Here is a 16654-nt window from a genome sequence, read left to right as displayed (position 1 = left end):
TGAAATCAGGCTGTATTTTGTGATATTTTATGCATGAAACCAGTTCAAAGACCTGCAGAAAAAAGATTACTAAGAGTCTTGAATAAATGTAATGGTATGATTCCTCAAAACATAAAGAAGAAGCATGTTATAAAAGCAATAGAAGAAGTTAAGAGAGTTGGTATTTCTAAAGAAGGTGTTGCTTTGGTTGGAATTTATAATATCGAAGCAACGTAAAAAATTATACTAGTATTCGAATCGCAGATAACAGAGCGTATACGTTTCGGACTAACGCTCTCAACCTTAGGTATATTGCTTTCTTCAATCTCAACGTAGTAGATGCTAAGAATGTTAAGTATACTGTGTAAGCCCCAGCTTTCCGTAATTGAATGGAGTCTTTCACTCTTCTTCTCCTTGAGAACCCCTAGTCTCCAATGTATATTTAAAAGCCGCTAAATCAGAAAAACTTCCCAGGAGGACCACTAAGAAATTGGAATCATTACCCGGTGGAATTCTAACCATTGTCACGTTCTTTCCCCTAGTTGGGATACTTCTAGTGGTAGCATTGTCCTTGGTATACAAAGATTCCGAAGAACCTATGAAAATAGGCGCGCTTGTGGTCAGTATCATCGAGTTCTTGATATCTATACCTTTATTCACTAACTTCAAGCTCGGATACGCCGGAATGCAATTTGAGGTCAAAGCTCCCTGGATAGAGAGCCTGGGGGTGAGCTATCACCTGGGAATAGACGGCATAAGCCTATTCCTCGTCCTCCTCACCACTTTCATCATGCCCATAACCATCCTCAGCGCCTGGAACGCCATTCATAGGGGGATGAGGGAGTTCCTCATTCTCATGCTGGTATTGGAGACGGCGCTTATCGGCACTTTCCTGGCCCTAGATATGATTCTCTTCTTCATATTCTGGGAAGCGGTGCTGATACCGATGTATTTCCTCATCGGAATCTGGGGGGCAGACCGCAGGATCTACGCCGCCATAAAATTCTTCATCTATACCGCTTTCGGCAGCGCCCTGATGCTTATTGCCATTTTTTATCTCTACATTCTCCACCTCGACCAGTTCGGGGTTTCTTCCATGGACGTAATGGATTTCTACAAGCTGAACATCCCTTATTTGGGTATATTCAGTCCTCAGGGTTTGGCCTTTTTAGCGTTCTTCCTAGCTTTTGCCATAAAGGTGCCCATGTTTCCGCTCCATACCTGGCTTCCCGATGCCCACGTCGAAGCCCCCACTGCGGGAAGCGTAATACTGGCCGGAATTCTCCTTAAAATGGGTACCTACGGTTTCCTCCGTTTCCTGCTGCCTCTTTTTCCGGAGGCCACGCTGGACTTACTTCCCATTTTAAGTGTGATAGCAATCATAGGGGTCATTTATGGGGCGATGGTTGCCTTTGCCCAGTCCGACCTGAAGAAGCTCGTGGCTTATTCCAGCGTAAGCCACCTCGGGCTGGTTATGCTTGGGATATTTGTCCTCAACATTCAAGGCATACAGGGCGGAATATACCAAATGCTCAACCACGGTATTTCTACCGGCGCCCTCTTCCTGATAGTAGGGATGATTTACGAAAGGAGGCATACGAAGCTCATGGCCGAGTTTGGCGGGATTTCAAAGGTCATGCCCATATTTGCGGCTTTTTTTATGCTGGCCACCCTCTCTTCTATCGGCCTTCCCCTTCTGAACGGCTTCGTGGGCGAGTTCCTGATTTTGTTGGGCGTGTTTAGGTCGAGTTATATCTATTCAGCCCTCGGTGCCACCGGTTTGATACTAGGTGCGGTTTATATGCTCTGGGCCTATCAAAGAGTGATGTTTGGGCCGCTGGATAAGCCGGAAAACAAGGTTTTAAGAGACCTCAGCGTTAGAGAAATCATGGTTCTCCTTCCCCTAGCGGTCATGTTTTTCGTAATGGGTATTTATCCAAAGCCTTTCCTCTCGCGGATGGAGCCGACGGTCAGCGAGCTAATAAAATCAAAATTTGAAGAGCGGATAGCGGCTAGAGATCACCCAGCCGAGCTTTTGGACAAGAATGTAGCGTACCCCGGTAAAGCAAGGCTTTTGGATAAATAAAACGCCCTTGAACATCTAATACTTCTTTTTAAGTTTGCTGCGTTATTGACATCCAAATCAATATATCTGTGAATGATATATAAATCCTTGTCGATTATACTTGTCAAAAATAATGGATTTCATCGTTGACGAAAGAAGGCGGCTTGTCATGAGATAACTCGGTTCTTGTCGGTTGTAGAAATTAAACGATGGAGCAATCTATTCAGGTTCATCAGCGTTGCTTAAGCCTTAGTTCATACTGATTAAGACCGAAGGGTAGAAGGATGATTTGAAGCTGGCGGTGTTCGCCCTTCGACCGCTTCATCCTCCGTCTCCGCTCAAGATGAAGGGCGTGGTGTTACTGAAAGTTCTAGACCTGTCTTCATGGTGAGCCCTTCGGTAAACTAAGGACGAACGGGTCTATTTATTCAAGTTTTCCCCATCCCGCCATCACCAAGCCAGCCGTCTGCAGGCATTACCTGTTTATGATCCAGCCTTGACAGAGGACAAAGAAAGTAATACACTGAAATAAGTGAGTGAATATTCACTTATTATTAGACTTAAATAAAGACGAGGAGAACACGGACATGATAGTCGGACGAGAAAATAGGAAAGGGGCAGGTAATCAGGTAGCCCGATTCCGCAAACACCCTAAAAGGATGCAGAAAAGCGGGGGCTTTCTAGTCAACGACATACATTCAAAGCTAAACCCGGTCTTAGTGAGCCGGATTGTACCAGTGGACTCGGCGGAAGCCATTCAGAGTATCGTAAGAGAGGCCAGGCAAGGAGGTAAAACCATTTCTATCTCCGGCGGAAGACATGCAATGGGAGGACAGCAGTTCGGAACCGATACCGTGCTCATAGATACCACAAAGCTTAATCGGGTATTAGATTTTGATTCCAAAGAAGGTATTTTGGAAGTGGAAGCCGGAATCAAGTGGCCCGAATTGATTGAATATTTGCATAAAGCTCGGGAGGGCCGGTTGACAAAGTGGGGTATTACTCAGAAGCAGACGGGTGCAGATCGTCTGAGCATAGGTGGGGCTATAGGCGCAAACATTCATGGCCGGGGTTTATGCTTCAAGCCTATAATACAGGATGTGGAGTCACTCGTTCTTATCGATGAAAATTCTAAGCTCCACCTATGCAGTCGCACGCAAAACCCTGAACTCTTTAGGCTCGTGGTCGGTGGTTATGGCCTATTTGGAATAATCTATTCGGTAAGACTCCGACTCACGCCTCGCCGAAAGCTCAGGAGAGTGGTCGAGGTTATCGATATTAAAGAACTTATTCCGTCGTTCGAGCATCGCATCGAGGAGGGCTTTTTGTATGGGGATTTCCAGTACAATACCGACTCTGATTCCGACTGCTTTCTGAGTAAGGGCGTTTTCTCATGCTATGAGCCGGTGTCGGAGGATACTCTAATTGCGGAAGGGCAGAGGTCTCTTTCCGCCGAAGACTGGAAGAGGCTTATCCACTTGGCGCACACGAACAAAAAAAAGGCGTTTGAACTTTACTCCGCCCATTATCTCTCTACTTCCGGTCAAATATACTGGTCTGACACCCATCAGTTAAGCACGTACATAGATGATTATCACCGGCTTTTGGACAGGCAGTTGGGCTCCAAGGATAGGGCAACGGAGATGATTACCGAAATCTATGTGCCCAGGAATGCCCTGGTCAGCTTCATGGAGGACGTTCGTAATGACTTCCTAGAAAATAATGTTGACCTAGTCTATGGGACTATACGTCTTATCGAAAAGGACGAAGAGAGTTTTCTAGCCTGGGCAAAGGAGTCTTATGCCTGTGTGATATTCAATTTACATGTCATACATAATGCACCGGGGCTGGAAAGGGCGGCTAACGATTTCCGCCGTCTGATAGACCGGGGAATACAGTATGGAGGAAGCTATTATTTAACCTACCACAAGTACGCCACTCTCCGGCAGGTGCTGTCCTGCTATCCCAACTTTCCTGAGTTCCTAAAGCTAAAGAAGAAATATGACCCGGAAGAGAGATTTCAGAGCGATTGGTATCGGCATTACCGTAAGATGTTCGCCGATTTGATGTAACGACATGTTCGTTGATGGCTAGACATTTAATTCAACCTTATCCAGGATCTCCTTGATGACATCCATGGGCTTCATTCCCTCGGCTTCAGCACGGAAATTGAGGACAATCCGGTGCTTCAGGACCGAAGGCGCAAGGAATTTTACGTCCTCGGTACTTGGTGTATAGCGGCCGTCAAGCACCGCCCTTGCTTTGCTTCCCAGGATCAAGAATTGTGAAGCCCTGGGGCCGACCCCCCAAGAGACCCACTTCTTGATGAATTCAGGACTGTCCGGTTCGCTGGGCCGGGTAGCCCGGGCTAACTTCACTGCATAGGCGGCAACGTGCTCGGATACCGGAACCCGGTGAACCAGGTCCTGGTATTCAAAAATCATGGAAGCATCGAGTACCTTCCTAAGCTCGGGCCTGTATGCCCCGATCGTAGTTCTTACGATCTCTACCTCTTCATTCATCGTGGGATAGTCGACGTCTATTTGGAACATGAAGCGGTCAAGCTCCGCTTCCGGAAGGGGATAGGTGCCTTCCTGTTCGATGGGGTTTTGAGTGGCAAAAACCAAGAAGGGAGGCTCGAGCCGGTAGGTTTCACCGCCCACGGTTACTTTTCTTTCCTGCATGGCTTGGAGGAGGGCCGCTTGGGTTTTAGGTGAGGCCCTGTTTATTTCGTCGGCCAGGAGTATGTTGCAAAAGATCGGACCGTGGATGAATTTGAAAAACCTCTTTCCGGTGGATGTGTCGTGTTCTAGAACTTCAGAGCCGGTAATATCCGAAGGCATCAGGTCGGGTGTGAACTGGATTCTGTTAAATCTTAAATTGAGAACGTCGGACAAAGTGCTGACGAGCAAGGTTTTTGCCAGCCCCGGGACTCCGACAAAAAGCGAATGTCCCGATGACATCAGGGATATAAGCAGATGTTCTATGACATTTTTCTGGCCGACTATTACTTTGCTGATTTCCTGGAGAATATCCTTTCTAACCCTGGCCAGTTGGGTTACCTTCTCTACATCCCTTTCGCTTCCATGTTCGTATGCGGTCATTTATTTCCTCGCTCTAATTCTTATCTACGCACCTACAGTCTTTGAGGGAATGAGACGGTGTATGATGCATGATACAGGATACATGATGCAGGATTGTGAAAAGCTTCTTTTACGTCGTGCATCATGCATCTTGTATCGTTTGACCGAGCTCACGACCAGGTATTGTATCACGCATCTGGTTTGTTTTCATTCGCCTTCATTCGTGTCTATTCGTGGCTCATCTTTAAGAAGTGTTGCCAGTATATCTTTCTCACGCTCTTCCAGGTCGGTTAATCCCAGCTTGTTGTAGACGGTGGCTAGGGCTATGTGAATTTCCGGATTGAAGGGATTTATGGCTATAGCCTCCCGGTAGGCTTTTTCGGCCTCGTTTAATTTTCCTTTATTCATGTATATCCTACCGAGGTTGACGTGGGTATCCACATATTCCGGATATAGCTCGAGCGATGCCGCCAGCCTCTTTTTTGCTTCATCATATTCGCCTTGGGAGATTTGGGCTGAAGCCAGGCGATTTATGATGATTGGAGAGTCTTTGTCGAAGTGGAGTGCTTTTTCATATTCATAGGCGGCGGCTTTAACCCTTCCTCGGATACCGAGAAGGTCGCCCAACCGGGTGTATTCCCTGGCCCGGGCATCGTCCAGGTCAACTAAATCTTCACTCTGGTCCTGGGGTCTCATCTTTTCCTGCTTGAACCTCAATTCTTTGACTTTTAGGCCAGGGATTCTCACGTTAAGGTTCTTTTCCCTAAGGTCTTCTACCCATAAACCATAAAAATCGTCAAAACTCATGTTTGTCACTTCCTTTATGGCTAGCTCAAGATCCTCCCTTTCTCTGATTACATCCAGTAAATCGACGAGCGACTGGCTGCCCCATTTTCTGACTAAAAAATCGACTACCGTTCCGACCTGGGCAAATGCCAGTTGGGCTTGGTAAGCGCTGTCCAGTTTTCCCAGGGAGGGATGCATTTTCTCGATCGGTACGAGACTGTCTTCCTTAACCGCGGTGGCCAAAAGCGTCTCGTAAAATGGGTTTATTACCTTCCTCTTTTTCTCTTTCCATCTTCTTTCCTGAAACTTGGCGATCCCCTCGTGGAGCCACACCGGAACGGTGTTGCCGCTTTTTAAAAAGATGAGATAGTGGGTGTATTCGTGCGCTAAGGTGTCGAACCATGAATACCCTTGCGGCAGCAGTCTGGGGGAAAGTATCATGATACGGTTGAACTTGCAGATTCCTACAACGCCCGTTGTTTTTATATCCTTCTCAGAGAGGGTAGAGGCGAGCGTAAAGCTCTTGAGGTCGGGATATATCTCAACGATTACTGGCTCCGGGGGATATGCTTCCAAGTCCAGTCCTATTTCGTAGTAAGCCTTGTTTAGCACGTCTTCAGCGTAGCTTAAGAGTATGGAATCTTTTGCGTGGCCGTATCGTAATACGAAACGCTCGGTTCTTACCTCCTTAAATGTTCCTCCCACCTCTGACACCCTGGATATGTAATCCAAGAAATTGCCGATTTCCTTCCCTTTAGGGTTTTGCGAATACGCCTCCTCGGCAAATTTCTTTGCTTGAGTATAATTGCCCTTAAAAAACTCGACCTGAGACTTCAAGAAATAGGCACTGGCTTTATCTTCGTTATTTTTAGCCAGATCCAATGCGCTATCGGCTGACTTGGATGCTTCTCCTATCTGCCATCGGGATAGGTGGGTTTCACCTCTTTCCAAGTGTGCCGAGAAATCCGGTTCTTCAGCCGGGGCGGAAATAATGCTCAGAAAAAAAGCAAGGATGACTAAGCTTCTCACTTGATGATCCTTTCGTAATATTTCTTGTTGAGTTCGCTGTATCCGTCGGGCGACCCTCCTTTCAGGGCCTTCATAAGGTTCTCCTTAAATTCCTTTCCCCTCTCCGACTCTCCGGGGGCCGGGATCTCTACATAACCGGTGTCGATCCCTCGTGGGCCCTCTCTTGGCTGATTGCCGCCCAGGACAAAGGGAACAGGGGGTCCCATGCCTCTTGCGCTCAACTGGTATTTCTTGAGTAGTTGACCTGCCTCCTCCTTGGCCTTCTTCAGGGATTTAATGGCTTCTTCCTGGTTTGAGATGGCTTTTGATACCTCTTTGCTTTTAAGGCTTTTTGATGCACCGCCCATGAACCCCTTAGACTCAGACAGGTTCTCACCTATTCCTGGAGAAAGGGGGAGGTCATCTTGGTATTGGACTAGGGTATCTTCAAGGTCTCTTGTTTCTGCCTGGATCTTATCCTGTCTCTCGGCGACCTGGTATGATTGTACATCTTTAGCCCCGCCTTTTAAGAATTGCTCGATATCCTCCCGGATCCCTTTGGCCATCTCTTCTGCTCTCTCTATCTCTCCATGGCTTTCTGCCGTTTTCCCGAATAGTTTGATGAGATTGTTAAGACCGCTGGTTTCTGCTTCCAGTTCCTGGGCATTTTTAAGTGCTTCCTCCAGTTCTAGAGCAAGAAGCCAACGCTCTAGCTCGTCCGTCTTGCGAAGAGCCTGGTCGATAGGATTAAAGCCCTTGATAACCTCACTTTCCGGTTCACCGGCATAGGGTTTATCCCTGGCCTGCATAAGCCTACTCTTCAACTGTTCCACTTTTTTCCGCTCTCTTTCCGCAAATTCGAGCAGGCTTTCATTTTTTGGGGGGGATTTTAGCAGTGATTCCTTGAGGGTCTCGGTTCTTTGTTTGAGCGCAGTCTGTTCCTTCTCGATGCCCTCGATTCGGGCTATCAACTCGTTTAACTTGGCTAACTCTTTTGATAATGAAGCCGTGCTGAAAGACTGAAAGCCGCTTTCCAAGGAGGCAATCATGCTTTCTAGGCTGTCCTTGATACCGGAGAGCAATTCCAGGGCCTCTTCAATTTTCCCCTCCTGTGCCAGCCTGCTAATTTCGTCTAGCCTATCCTGCAAATCAAGGGACTCAAAGGCATCGGGATTGAGAAATCCTTCGTAGATATCTGCGCTTATAGAGCTCAACTTCTCTGCTAACTGAGAGACCAGGCTTCTTAGTTCTTCTATCTTTCCCTCTATCTCTCCCATCATTGCCTCGTCCCCGGTTTGTCTTAGTTTTTCCAAAAGCGCGGAGAGCTGATTATACTTGTCGAGCGTTTCTTTTCCGTATACCAAGGATTCTTCTAATCGTTCGCCTTTGAGCATAGAGTCTAAGAATATTATGTCGTCCTCAAACTCATTAATTTCTCTGGTTATAAGGCCGTCAAGCCGGAGTAAATCACCTGCGGATAAGGAGGAAAGCAGATTACGGCGCTCTTGCAGTAACTCCTCGATTCTAATCCTCATGTTAGAGAGCCCGAGATAAAACGTATAATCTGAAAATTGGTCATCCTGCATTTTGCCGAGAAGATTATTCAAGGAACTCAAGGCATCCTCAATCTTACCGGCTATGCCTTCCTGGTCTTTTTTTATCCTATCGAGCTCGGTGCGGGGTTCGGTCTCCCCTCGGTTAGCTGCGTTCTCTGAAAGCGCAGCTTTTAATCTCGAGCTTTCGATTTCATCCGCGAGTACATGAAGGAGTTTATCCATGACTTCTTCGGCCTGCGCTAATATATCTTGATGCTTTTTTCGAGAGTTTTTTATCTGAACTCTGATTGTGTTTGAAACACCTACCTTGGGCCCGGACACTGTGTCGTTATCATAGGCTTTTATCTTTGCCTGGATAATTTCGTCGGGTTCGGATTCGACCAGGCTTAAGTCCCAGACAAATTTTCCCTCGGCTGTCTGTGGTTCTTCTTTTTCCTGCCGTATCAATTTGCTCGACTCGCCGTTCTTGCCCTGCCAGGATAGAACCAGTTTAGTGAGTCCGAAATCATCCTGGGCCGTGTAGTAAAGCTCAAGCTTGTCCTTCTCGCCCGTTTCCATAATCTCTCCGGCCGGGGTATTAACGGTTATTTGGGGAAGGTTATCTTCCTCGGAGGTGATTTTAAAGGACTTCGACCTGAATTTCCCATCTTCATCTTCGATGAAAAAACTGCCGCTTGAAACTACCGTGAACTCGGCTTTGATTCTCCCATCTTCGAGATTTACGGGGATAACATTGCCTTGCTCCAAGAATAATCTTCCTTTGTGGAATTGGTTAATCGCTTCGGCCAAGAAGGTGACATGGGTTCCTTTTAAGGCCCTTACGTCTCCGTTGCTCCCTCGCACCTCTTTGGCCGGAATCTTTGTATAGTCAGGATATTGATACTGTATGGTAATATCGGCGAGGTCTAGCAGTGCTGGCTCTGAGGAGGGCAGGATTTGGGTGCTAAACAAGAAGGTTCGAAAATCCCTTGGAGCGAATACCAGTACGGCTAAAAGAAGTATGGAAACGGCTAGAAGAGGGTTCTTGTATTTGATGCTCTTCCTTTCAGGAATGACCGGGGACAGGTCCAATGAGCCGAGTTTGTGGGCAACTTTATCCAAATGAGCTTTGACCAGGGAACTAGAGATGCCCAGTTCTATATCATTTTTCTTAAGGTCTGATGACAGGAGGACGGCGCTTAAGACTTCTTCTCCTAAACCTGGTAACAGCTTTTCTAGCTCTAGGGCTATTCCTGATTTTCGTTCGTTCTTTAACAGTGCCGGGAGTAGAAACCTGCAGAATCCGAAGCATAAGCCGGTTATGGCTATGAGCTTTAGAGCGCTAAAATAGATAGGGTTCGGATAAACGTAGGAAAGAATAGAGACAGCCCCCAGGATAACCAGGGAAACTAATAAAAACTCTACTCCTCCATTTTCGATTAGAATCCTTTTGCGTTTTCTTCGAAGGTCGACGAACACCTGTTCGAGAATCTCTTCAGGACTGATATACATCGAATAAATAGTACCGTAGAGTTAAAGAAATGGAAGCTTATTCGTGACATTTATAAGCCATATGCTATCCTTAATACTTAAATTAAGTTCGATCTCTTAATCCGAGCAAGAATAACTGTGGGATACAAGACCCTTCTTACAAAGAGAATAGATTTCGCTGCATCTCATCGTTATTGGAATCCCAAGTGGAGCGATGAAAAGAACAAGGCTGTTTTCGGCAAATGCACCAGCCCGTACGGTCATGGCCACAATTACGTCCTAGAGGTTACCATAGAGGGTGATGTTGACCCGGATACCGGAATGATAATTAACCTTTATGATTTGAAGCCCATGATTAATGATGTCTTGAAGGATTTTGACCACAAATATCTGAATGAGGATAATCCACACTTTAAGGACTTAATTCCTACTACCGAGAATATAGCTCGGGTGCTTTGGGATTCCATGGAAAAGAAGCTCGAAGAAAAAACCGACTGCCGGCTCTATCGAATAAGGCTCTATGAGACGCCTGATCTTTATGTGGATTACCGGAGGGAGCGATGATGATAAGAGAGATATGCACGTTGGCTAAGATCTATCATTTCTCCTCCGCTCACCGGCTCCATTCGGCCAAATTCTCCGAGGAGGAAAATCGCCGTATTTTCGGAAAATGCAATAATCCCAGGGGGCACGGACACGATTACTATGTGGAGGTAAAGGTTTCCGGAAGAATAGACCCGGAAACGGGGATGATAATAAACCTTTCCGAGTTAGATGGACTCATGAAGGATATAATAGAGGAGCTGGACCATACCCGGCTTGACGTCGAAGTACCTTATTTCAGGGAGTTCCAACCTTCTGGGGAAAACATAGTAAAATACATCTGGCTCAAGCTTCAGCCCAGGTTGAAAGAGGCCAAACTCCGTCATCTGAAGCTCTGGGAGACACCGGATAACTACTTTGAGTATTTCGAGGAGGAAGAATAGCAGTATGAGCATCGAGAGTGCAGTAAAGGAAATTCTTACCGCGATCGGGGAGGACCCGGATCGACAGGGACTGAAGGATACACCTGGACGGATTTCCAGGATGTATAAGGAATTAACATCGGGTTATAGGCTATCACCAAGGGAATTGGTGAACGGTGCGATTTTTGATGAAAAGTATGATGAAATGGTGATAGTGAGGGACATAGAGTTCTATAGTCTGTGTGAACATCATTTGTTGCCATTTTTCGGAAAATGCCACGTGGCCTATGTCCCTAACGGAAAAATCATCGGGCTTAGCAAAATCCCCCGTATAGTGGAGGTATTTTCCCGAAGGCTTCAGGTTCAGGAAAGGATGACCGTCCAGATTGCCGATTTTCTGAGCGATATATTGAACCCGGAGGGCATCGGCGTGGTTGCAGAGGCTTATCATCTCTGCATGGCCATGAGGGGCGTTAAAAAGGCAGAGGCGAACATGCTGACAAGCTCGATGAGAGGGGTTTTCAAAGAGGATGAAAGGACTAGGTCGGAGTTTCTGAGGCTGATAGGCAAGCAGGTATGAGCGGGGAGTTGGTAGTTGTCACTGGCGCTGGGAAGGGAATAGGCAGGGAAGTCGCTCTGGAGTTTGCCCGGGAAGGAGCCATCCTTGCCATTTGCGCCAGAACTAACGAGGGGTTAAAGACAGTAAAAAGGGAAATAGAAGAGAATGGGGGCAGGGTATATGCCTCCGTTTGCGACGTCGGGGATGAAGCTCAGGTTGGTGGGTTTATAAAAGGTCTTTCCGAGGTTAGCGGGAAGATAAACGTGCTGGTAAACAATGCCGGGGTAGCCTTCCTTGGTCCCGTTTCCGACTTTGAGACATCTAAGTGGGAAGAGACACTTAGAGTCAATCTAACCGGGGCTTTCCTTGTTACCAAACATTCTCTTAGATTAATGGGGAAGGGAAGTCATATATTCAATATCTCTTCAATTGCCTCTAAGACTGGTTTTCCTAATTGGTCTGCCTATTGTGCCTCAAAGTTTGGTCTTCTGGGTTTTACCAATTCACTCAGGGAAGAGCTTAGGGATATGGGAATCAAGGTCACTGCCGTATTGCCCGGTCCAACTGATACACCGCTCTGGGACGGTCTTCCGGGGGATTGGGACAGGAAAAAGATGATTGACGCCAAGGACGTAGCAAAAATGATAGTGAATATATACAAGCAGCCAAAAGAGACGCTTACCGAGGAGGTGGTCATCTTGCCGTCGTCCGGGATATTTTGAAAAGACCAGCCACAGAGAGCACAGAGAAAAGAGATTGTTAACAGATTAGCTTGTTACGGGTTTGTGGGTTAAAAAACAACTTGAAAACAAGCTAACACGCAAACACGATAACGGACGAAACTCGGTGTCCTCTGTGGCGGAAACTAAAAAGGAAGTGGATATGAACGAGGTAGATGAAAAAAAGCAAATCGTAAGCCCAACCGTTACCCACATGAAAAGAATTCCACCGGGTCAGGTTATAACCCACAAATTCCCGGTTTATGACATAGCGCCAAGGCCGGTGTTTAATCAAGAGAAGTGGCGTTTCGTGGTTGGCGGTGAAGTTAAGCAGCAAAGAACGCTCACCTGGGCTGAATTCCTGAGCCTTCCCAAAGTGGAGGTGCTTGCTGATTTTCACTGTGTAACTAGGTGGTCTAAGCAGAATATGCTGTGGGAGGGTGTAAGCACCAAAACCATCTACGACCTGGTCGAGCCTAATCCCCAAGCTAAATACCTCATGATTCACTGCATGGAGGGTTACACGGCTAATCTACCCTTGGAGGACTTTTTGAGGGAAGATTGTCTTTTCGCATACAATCTAAACGGCAAGCCGCTCGAGCCTGAACACGGCTTTCCGCTCAGGCTGGTTATCCCCCAGCTTTACGCCTGGAAAAGCGCCAAATATGTGTGTGGAGTGGAATTCATGCTGGAAGATAAACCGGGCTACTGGGAGTTAAGGGGTTATCACATTCATGGCGACCCCTGGCTAGAGGAGAGATTCTGGGAGGAGGACATGAAGGCCTGGGAGATAAGAAGGAAGGCTAAAGAGAATAAGTGATATTCATGTCAGAAGGGATTTTTCTACCGGCTCTTCACTCTTTTTTATCCCATTCTCTCTCACCCCTCCCTTAATCAGTTAATCCCCAAAGTAACTAAGACTACTTGAAAAGTAATCATTCGCCCCTTACCGTAAAGCTAATTGTCAATTGGACCAGATTCTTAGGGTTGACGCCCTCAGAATGACAATTCAAATGGGGGGGGTGAACGGTTACCTTGAAAAAAGCAAGAGAAGATAAACCGTTAGTAAGCATCCACAGGAACTCATTGTGGGATAACCGCAGGGAATTCCTCTAGGGGATTACTTCCTCTGGCAATCTTAATTTGAGAATCTGAACCAGTTTAAACTGCTCCTGAGGGGTGAGTATTTGGATATTGCCATCAATAAAGTCAAGGGTTTCCTGGTTAAAATCCCATCCCGACTGGTTGCTTTGTGAAATGGCTGAAAGGTAGCGCTGGAGTGTAGGGTTGTTTTGTCCAGGGGTGTCGGTATCGGCTATACCCCCGAGTTCGTTGATAAAGCGAAAACCATCCTCAAAACTGGGAAGTTCTCCAAATGGAGATACTGCATCTGGAAGTACGACTGGAGGAGAGTGCGTCTGAGGAGCTTCATCAAGACCTAAGTTTGGGAATCCTCTTTTTCCTGAGTTCAGCATCCCCAATAGCGCTGAATTCTGAAAATCCACAGTGAAAGTATTTGTGGAAACAACCTGTGGATCAATAAGCAACTGTTGAGCCCAAACCAGTGTCGCTGCTGCCGCTGCCACTATCTCTTCTGGTATCCCGGATGAAACAACTCCTTGATGCAATGCCTCATGAGCCATAATGGATGAGAGTACCTGGAAAGGCTCCCCCATAAGGGCATCATTAAAAATGATGGTGGAACCACCCGGGGTGTTAGGAAAGGCTAGGGCTAGAACTGGGGGAAAGACCTCTAAAGGAGACGGCAGATTCACTTTGCCAAGGTCAAAGTCCACTAACGCATAAGGAATGCCTCTCCTATTCTCTCCATTTATAACTGCGTCAATAGCTGCGGAGAAAGCCGTTCCTGCCAAGGAGAGCAGTGCGGCTCGAAGATTAGCATTAGGTATAGTTTCTATAACCTCCGGGCTGTTAAAGAGTTCTAACAGTTCCTGCAATTCCTCTTCGCTTATCAACCCTAAGTCTACTTTCCGCTGCATGAATTCCGAAAAGCCTTCAAATACCTCTTCATCTATCAGGGGGGTGGGAATAATGTCAGGCATTCCATCAGGATAAGCTAGTTGCAAAAAAAGGTTGATGTCAGTCGGAGAAAAGGGCTTTATTGCCAGGGTTGCTTCTTCGGGGCTTGTCGGTAGTGATAGGGTTATTTCACCAGCTTCTATGGGATTACCGTTTATTGTCAATGCACCATCAGTGACAGAGAAAATCCCCCCATCTCCCACAAGTCCGTCAACTGTCAATTCTAACGTGTTGTTATCAACCTGCCTGGTTGTTGCTTTTACTGTATTAGCTATCACCTCAGTGACATTGGTTTGCTTTATATCAAGCTCACTGAAAACTGTTTGGTCAGTAACGGGGTCTCTAAGGGCGCTCTTTACTGTTAGACCGCTGGCATCCAAAACCTGAACTTCGCCGTTGAAGCTTATCCTGAGTACTGATTTGTTCTGTGGGTTTCCCTCCTCGTCAACAATCTGTGTGGTTGTTGCTTCCGTGACCGCCAAATCCAGAGTATCGCTGCTGCCGTCTCCATCATTATCACATGAGACAAAATATACAGATACTATTAGAGTAAATATAAGAATGGTTAGATAATATGGGATTATTAGTATCTTACTAAGTCGTCTAACTTTGATCATGATTTCTTCCTCCTTTAAGAAAGAAATTTAAAACTTCGCACCATTTTATCATTTTAGCATTGGGATTCAAGTTAAACTCATTTTATGCATGAATCTTTTCTATCCTCATTGTCTTTCCTAGCCTCATATTTACTGAATATACAAATGCTTGACATGGAATGAGCGGCGGTTATATAATTTGCCTAACTATCTTAAATTACATTATTTAATAGACATACTATATGTATATGAATAGCATTTTTCTGCCTCCCCAAATTTTTCATGTAAAAAATAACTAAATAACTAAGGAGGGTAGATCATGAGGTGGATGATAGGTGTTTTAGCAGTTGTTGCAATGGTTTTTTTGTTTACTTCCGGGGATGTCTTGGCTTGTAAGGGAAGTGAGGTCCTTTATGAAGATAACTTTGCTACTATGGACCCAGCATGGGGTGAACCAAGCAATAAGCAGAGTGTAAAAGATGGAAAGCTTGTCATTCAACCCGAGGCGGATAAGTTATGGAGTGCAATAAACCAGGCTAATATCTTCGAGGACATGGATGCCTGCATAAATGTGACCATAGCCAAGAGCGACGACGTAAGTTGGGGAGGTGGTCTTATCTTTTGGGCCAAGGGATACGATGATTATTATTACTTGCTTATAAATGGCGACGGCTGGTATGCAGTCAGACGCTGGACAAACGGGCGAGCCCTGGACCCGGTGCCGTGGCGCCAGAATGCCGCTCTAAAAAAGGGCGTGGGCCAGACCAATCAACTCCGCGTTGTGACCAAGGGGAATGAAGCTACAGTTTATATAAACGACACTCAGGTAGTTAGCTTCAAAGGCCAACCACCCCAGGGTGGTGGATTTATCGGGGTAATTGGCAACGCCCCGTCAGTCTGGGAATTTTCCGAGTTGAAGGTAACAAAGCCAGATGCGGCTGCCACGGGTTCCGGTGCTTCTCCCGGCTCGGGCAGCTACCCAGGCCAATAGAATTAAGGGGAAGAATCGAGACCAAAACTCTCATATTTCTTAGTATTAGTGATGAGTAATACACTTGTTTAAAGGAGGTATGTTATGAAAACTAAAATTGTTCTAGTCGTGCTGGTTGGTCTAACCGTTTTATCTTTAGCCAAAAACGTTTTAGCCTGTAAGGGTAGTGAAGTTTTTTACGAGGATAATTTTACGTCTCTGGACCCGGCCTGGGGTGAGGCAAATGCAAACTTGAACGTAGCCAATGGAAAACTGGTCATTCAGCCAGACGTGAATACCAGTTATCCCATTATTAACCAAGCCAACATTTTTGAGGACATGGATGCTTGTGTTAATGTAAGTCTTACCAAGAGCGACGACCCAAACTATGGCGGCGGGCTCATATTCTGGGCGAAGGGCTACGATGATTACTATTACCTCTTGGTTACCGGTGACGGTTGGTATACAGTCAAACGTTGGACAAATAAGCGTGTTTTAGAACCGGTATCGTGGCGTCAGAATAGCGCACTTAAAAAAGGTTTAGGTGAGGTTAATCAACTAAGGGTGGTGACAAAGGGAAACGAAGCAAAAGTTTACATTAATGATATAGAAGTTGTTACCTTCAAAGGGCAACCACCACAGGGTGGGAGTTTTGTAGGTTTAACTGGAAATTCGCCCGCAAATGCACAAAACAAAAATGTCTGGGAATTTTCCGACTTGAAGGTTACAAAACCTTAGATCTTGTTTGCACTTTAACATTATTCGCAGTTTGGATTTTACCGTTAAGTGTGGTCTTTCGACGCCAGGGGAATGGATAGTAAGAGATTTAAACAAATCCAGAAGAATGTAATTTGTAAA

General features: G+C 46.1%; 14 protein-coding genes. 10 read left to right on the top strand and 4 right to left on the bottom strand.

Annotated features, from left to right (window positions below):
* Positions 1-33 precede the first annotated feature (33 nt).
* The 3 genes from VNN20_10885 to VNN20_10875 all read left to right on the top strand — a co-directional run bounded on the left by VNN20_10885 (position 34) and on the right by VNN20_10875 (position 4116).
* Positions 34-216 carry a hypothetical protein gene (locus VNN20_10885; protein ID HWP92686.1) on the top strand — a complete coding sequence of 61 codons (183 nt, stop codon included), beginning with the start codon at positions 34-36 and terminating at the stop codon, positions 214-216.
* A gap of 253 nt (positions 217-469) precedes the next feature.
* Entirely contained in the window at positions 470-2065 is a 1596-nt protein-coding gene (locus VNN20_10880) for an NADH-quinone oxidoreductase subunit M (protein HWP92685.1), read from the top strand.
* Between the two features lie 566 nt (positions 2066-2631).
* Complete coding sequence (locus VNN20_10875) at positions 2632-4116, top strand: FAD-binding oxidoreductase (protein HWP92684.1); 1485 nt, start codon at positions 2632-2634, stop codon at positions 4114-4116.
* A gap of 18 nt (positions 4117-4134) precedes the next feature.
* Here the strand turns inward: VNN20_10875 and VNN20_10870 are convergent, their stop codons facing one another.
* From VNN20_10870 to VNN20_10860, 3 genes are all read right to left on the bottom strand, one after another.
* On the bottom strand, positions 4135-5148 hold the full coding sequence (locus tag VNN20_10870; protein ID HWP92683.1) for a MoxR family ATPase: 1014 nt from the start codon (positions 5146-5148) through the stop codon (positions 4135-4137).
* A gap of 186 nt (positions 5149-5334) precedes the next feature.
* A complete protein-coding gene (locus VNN20_10865) occupies positions 5335-6942 on the bottom strand; it encodes a tetratricopeptide repeat protein (GenBank protein ID HWP92682.1) in 1608 nt (535 codons plus the stop codon).
* Complete coding sequence (locus tag VNN20_10860) at positions 6939-9968, bottom strand: DUF4175 family protein (protein HWP92681.1); 3030 nt, start codon at positions 9966-9968, stop codon at positions 6939-6941. Before VNN20_10860 ends, VNN20_10865 begins: the two co-directional genes overlap by 4 nt.
* Positions 9969-10085: 117 nt before the next feature.
* Between VNN20_10860 and VNN20_10855 the strand changes: the two genes are divergently transcribed.
* The 5 genes from VNN20_10855 to VNN20_10835 all read left to right on the top strand — a co-directional run bounded on the left by VNN20_10855 (position 10086) and on the right by VNN20_10835 (position 13010).
* A complete protein-coding gene (locus VNN20_10855; protein HWP92680.1) occupies positions 10086-10511 on the top strand; it encodes a 6-carboxytetrahydropterin synthase in 426 nt (141 codons plus the stop codon).
* Positions 10508-10933 carry a 6-carboxytetrahydropterin synthase gene (locus tag VNN20_10850; GenBank protein ID HWP92679.1) on the top strand — a complete coding sequence of 142 codons (426 nt, stop codon included), beginning with the start codon at positions 10508-10510 and terminating at the stop codon, positions 10931-10933. The genes VNN20_10855 and VNN20_10850 overlap by 4 nt, the downstream gene beginning before the upstream one ends.
* A 4-nt stretch (positions 10934-10937) precedes the next feature.
* Positions 10938-11492 carry a GTP cyclohydrolase I FolE gene (folE, locus tag VNN20_10845; GenBank protein ID HWP92678.1) on the top strand — a complete coding sequence of 185 codons (555 nt, stop codon included), beginning with the start codon at positions 10938-10940 and terminating at the stop codon, positions 11490-11492.
* Positions 11489-12193 carry an SDR family oxidoreductase gene (locus VNN20_10840; protein ID HWP92677.1) on the top strand — a complete coding sequence of 235 codons (705 nt, stop codon included), beginning with the start codon at positions 11489-11491 and terminating at the stop codon, positions 12191-12193. Before folE ends, VNN20_10840 begins: the two co-directional genes overlap by 4 nt.
* A 133-nt stretch (positions 12194-12326) precedes the next feature.
* Positions 12327-13010 (top strand): sulfite oxidase-like oxidoreductase, encoded by a 684-nt coding sequence (locus VNN20_10835; GenBank protein ID HWP92676.1) that lies wholly within the window; start codon positions 12327-12329, stop codon positions 13008-13010.
* Between the two features lie 292 nt (positions 13011-13302).
* On the opposite strand, the gene VNN20_10830 is transcribed toward VNN20_10835, so the two are convergent.
* Positions 13303-14847 (bottom strand): hypothetical protein, encoded by a 1545-nt coding sequence (locus tag VNN20_10830; protein ID HWP92675.1) that lies wholly within the window; start codon positions 14845-14847, stop codon positions 13303-13305.
* A gap of 298 nt (positions 14848-15145) precedes the next feature.
* Between VNN20_10830 and VNN20_10825 the strand changes: the two genes are divergently transcribed.
* Entirely contained in the window at positions 15146-15817 is a 672-nt protein-coding gene (locus VNN20_10825) for a hypothetical protein (GenBank protein ID HWP92674.1), read from the top strand.
* A gap of 84 nt (positions 15818-15901) precedes the next feature.
* A complete protein-coding gene (locus tag VNN20_10820; protein HWP92673.1) occupies positions 15902-16534 on the top strand; it encodes a hypothetical protein in 633 nt (210 codons plus the stop codon).
* The last annotated feature ends 120 nt before the right edge of the window (positions 16535-16654 follow it).

It is taken from the genome of Thermodesulfobacteriota bacterium (genome assembly GCA_035559815.1).
Classification (GTDB): domain Bacteria; phylum Desulfobacterota_D; class UBA1144; order Nemesobacterales; family CSP1-2; genus DATMAT01.
This window is presented reverse-complemented; position numbering and strand designations above follow the sequence as displayed.

Bases quoted from the DNA above. Each gene is read 5' to 3' on its own strand.
- VNN20_10885 (HWP92686.1), top strand. From the start codon at position 34: ATGAAACCAGTTCAAAGACCTGCAGAAAAAAGATTACTAAGAGTCTTG.
- VNN20_10875 (HWP92684.1), top strand. From the start codon at position 2,632: ATGATAGTCGGACGAGAAAATAGGAAAGGGGCAGGTAATCAGGTAGCC.
- VNN20_10870 (HWP92683.1), bottom strand. From the start codon at position 5,148: ATGACCGCATACGAACATGGAAGCGAAAGGGATGTAGAGAAGGTAACC.
- VNN20_10860 (HWP92681.1), bottom strand. From the start codon at position 9,968: ATGTATATCAGTCCTGAAGAGATTCTCGAACAGGTGTTCGTCGACCTT.
- VNN20_10850 (HWP92679.1), top strand. From the start codon at position 10,508: ATGATGATAAGAGAGATATGCACGTTGGCTAAGATCTATCATTTCTCC.
- folE (HWP92678.1), top strand. From the start codon at position 10,938: ATGAGCATCGAGAGTGCAGTAAAGGAAATTCTTACCGCGATCGGGGAG.
- VNN20_10840 (HWP92677.1), top strand. From the start codon at position 11,489: ATGAGCGGGGAGTTGGTAGTTGTCACTGGCGCTGGGAAGGGAATAGGC.
- VNN20_10830 (HWP92675.1), bottom strand. From the start codon at position 14,847: ATGATCAAAGTTAGACGACTTAGTAAGATACTAATAATCCCATATTAT.
- VNN20_10825 (HWP92674.1), top strand. From the start codon at position 15,146: ATGAGGTGGATGATAGGTGTTTTAGCAGTTGTTGCAATGGTTTTTTTG.
- VNN20_10820 (HWP92673.1), top strand. From the start codon at position 15,902: ATGAAAACTAAAATTGTTCTAGTCGTGCTGGTTGGTCTAACCGTTTTA.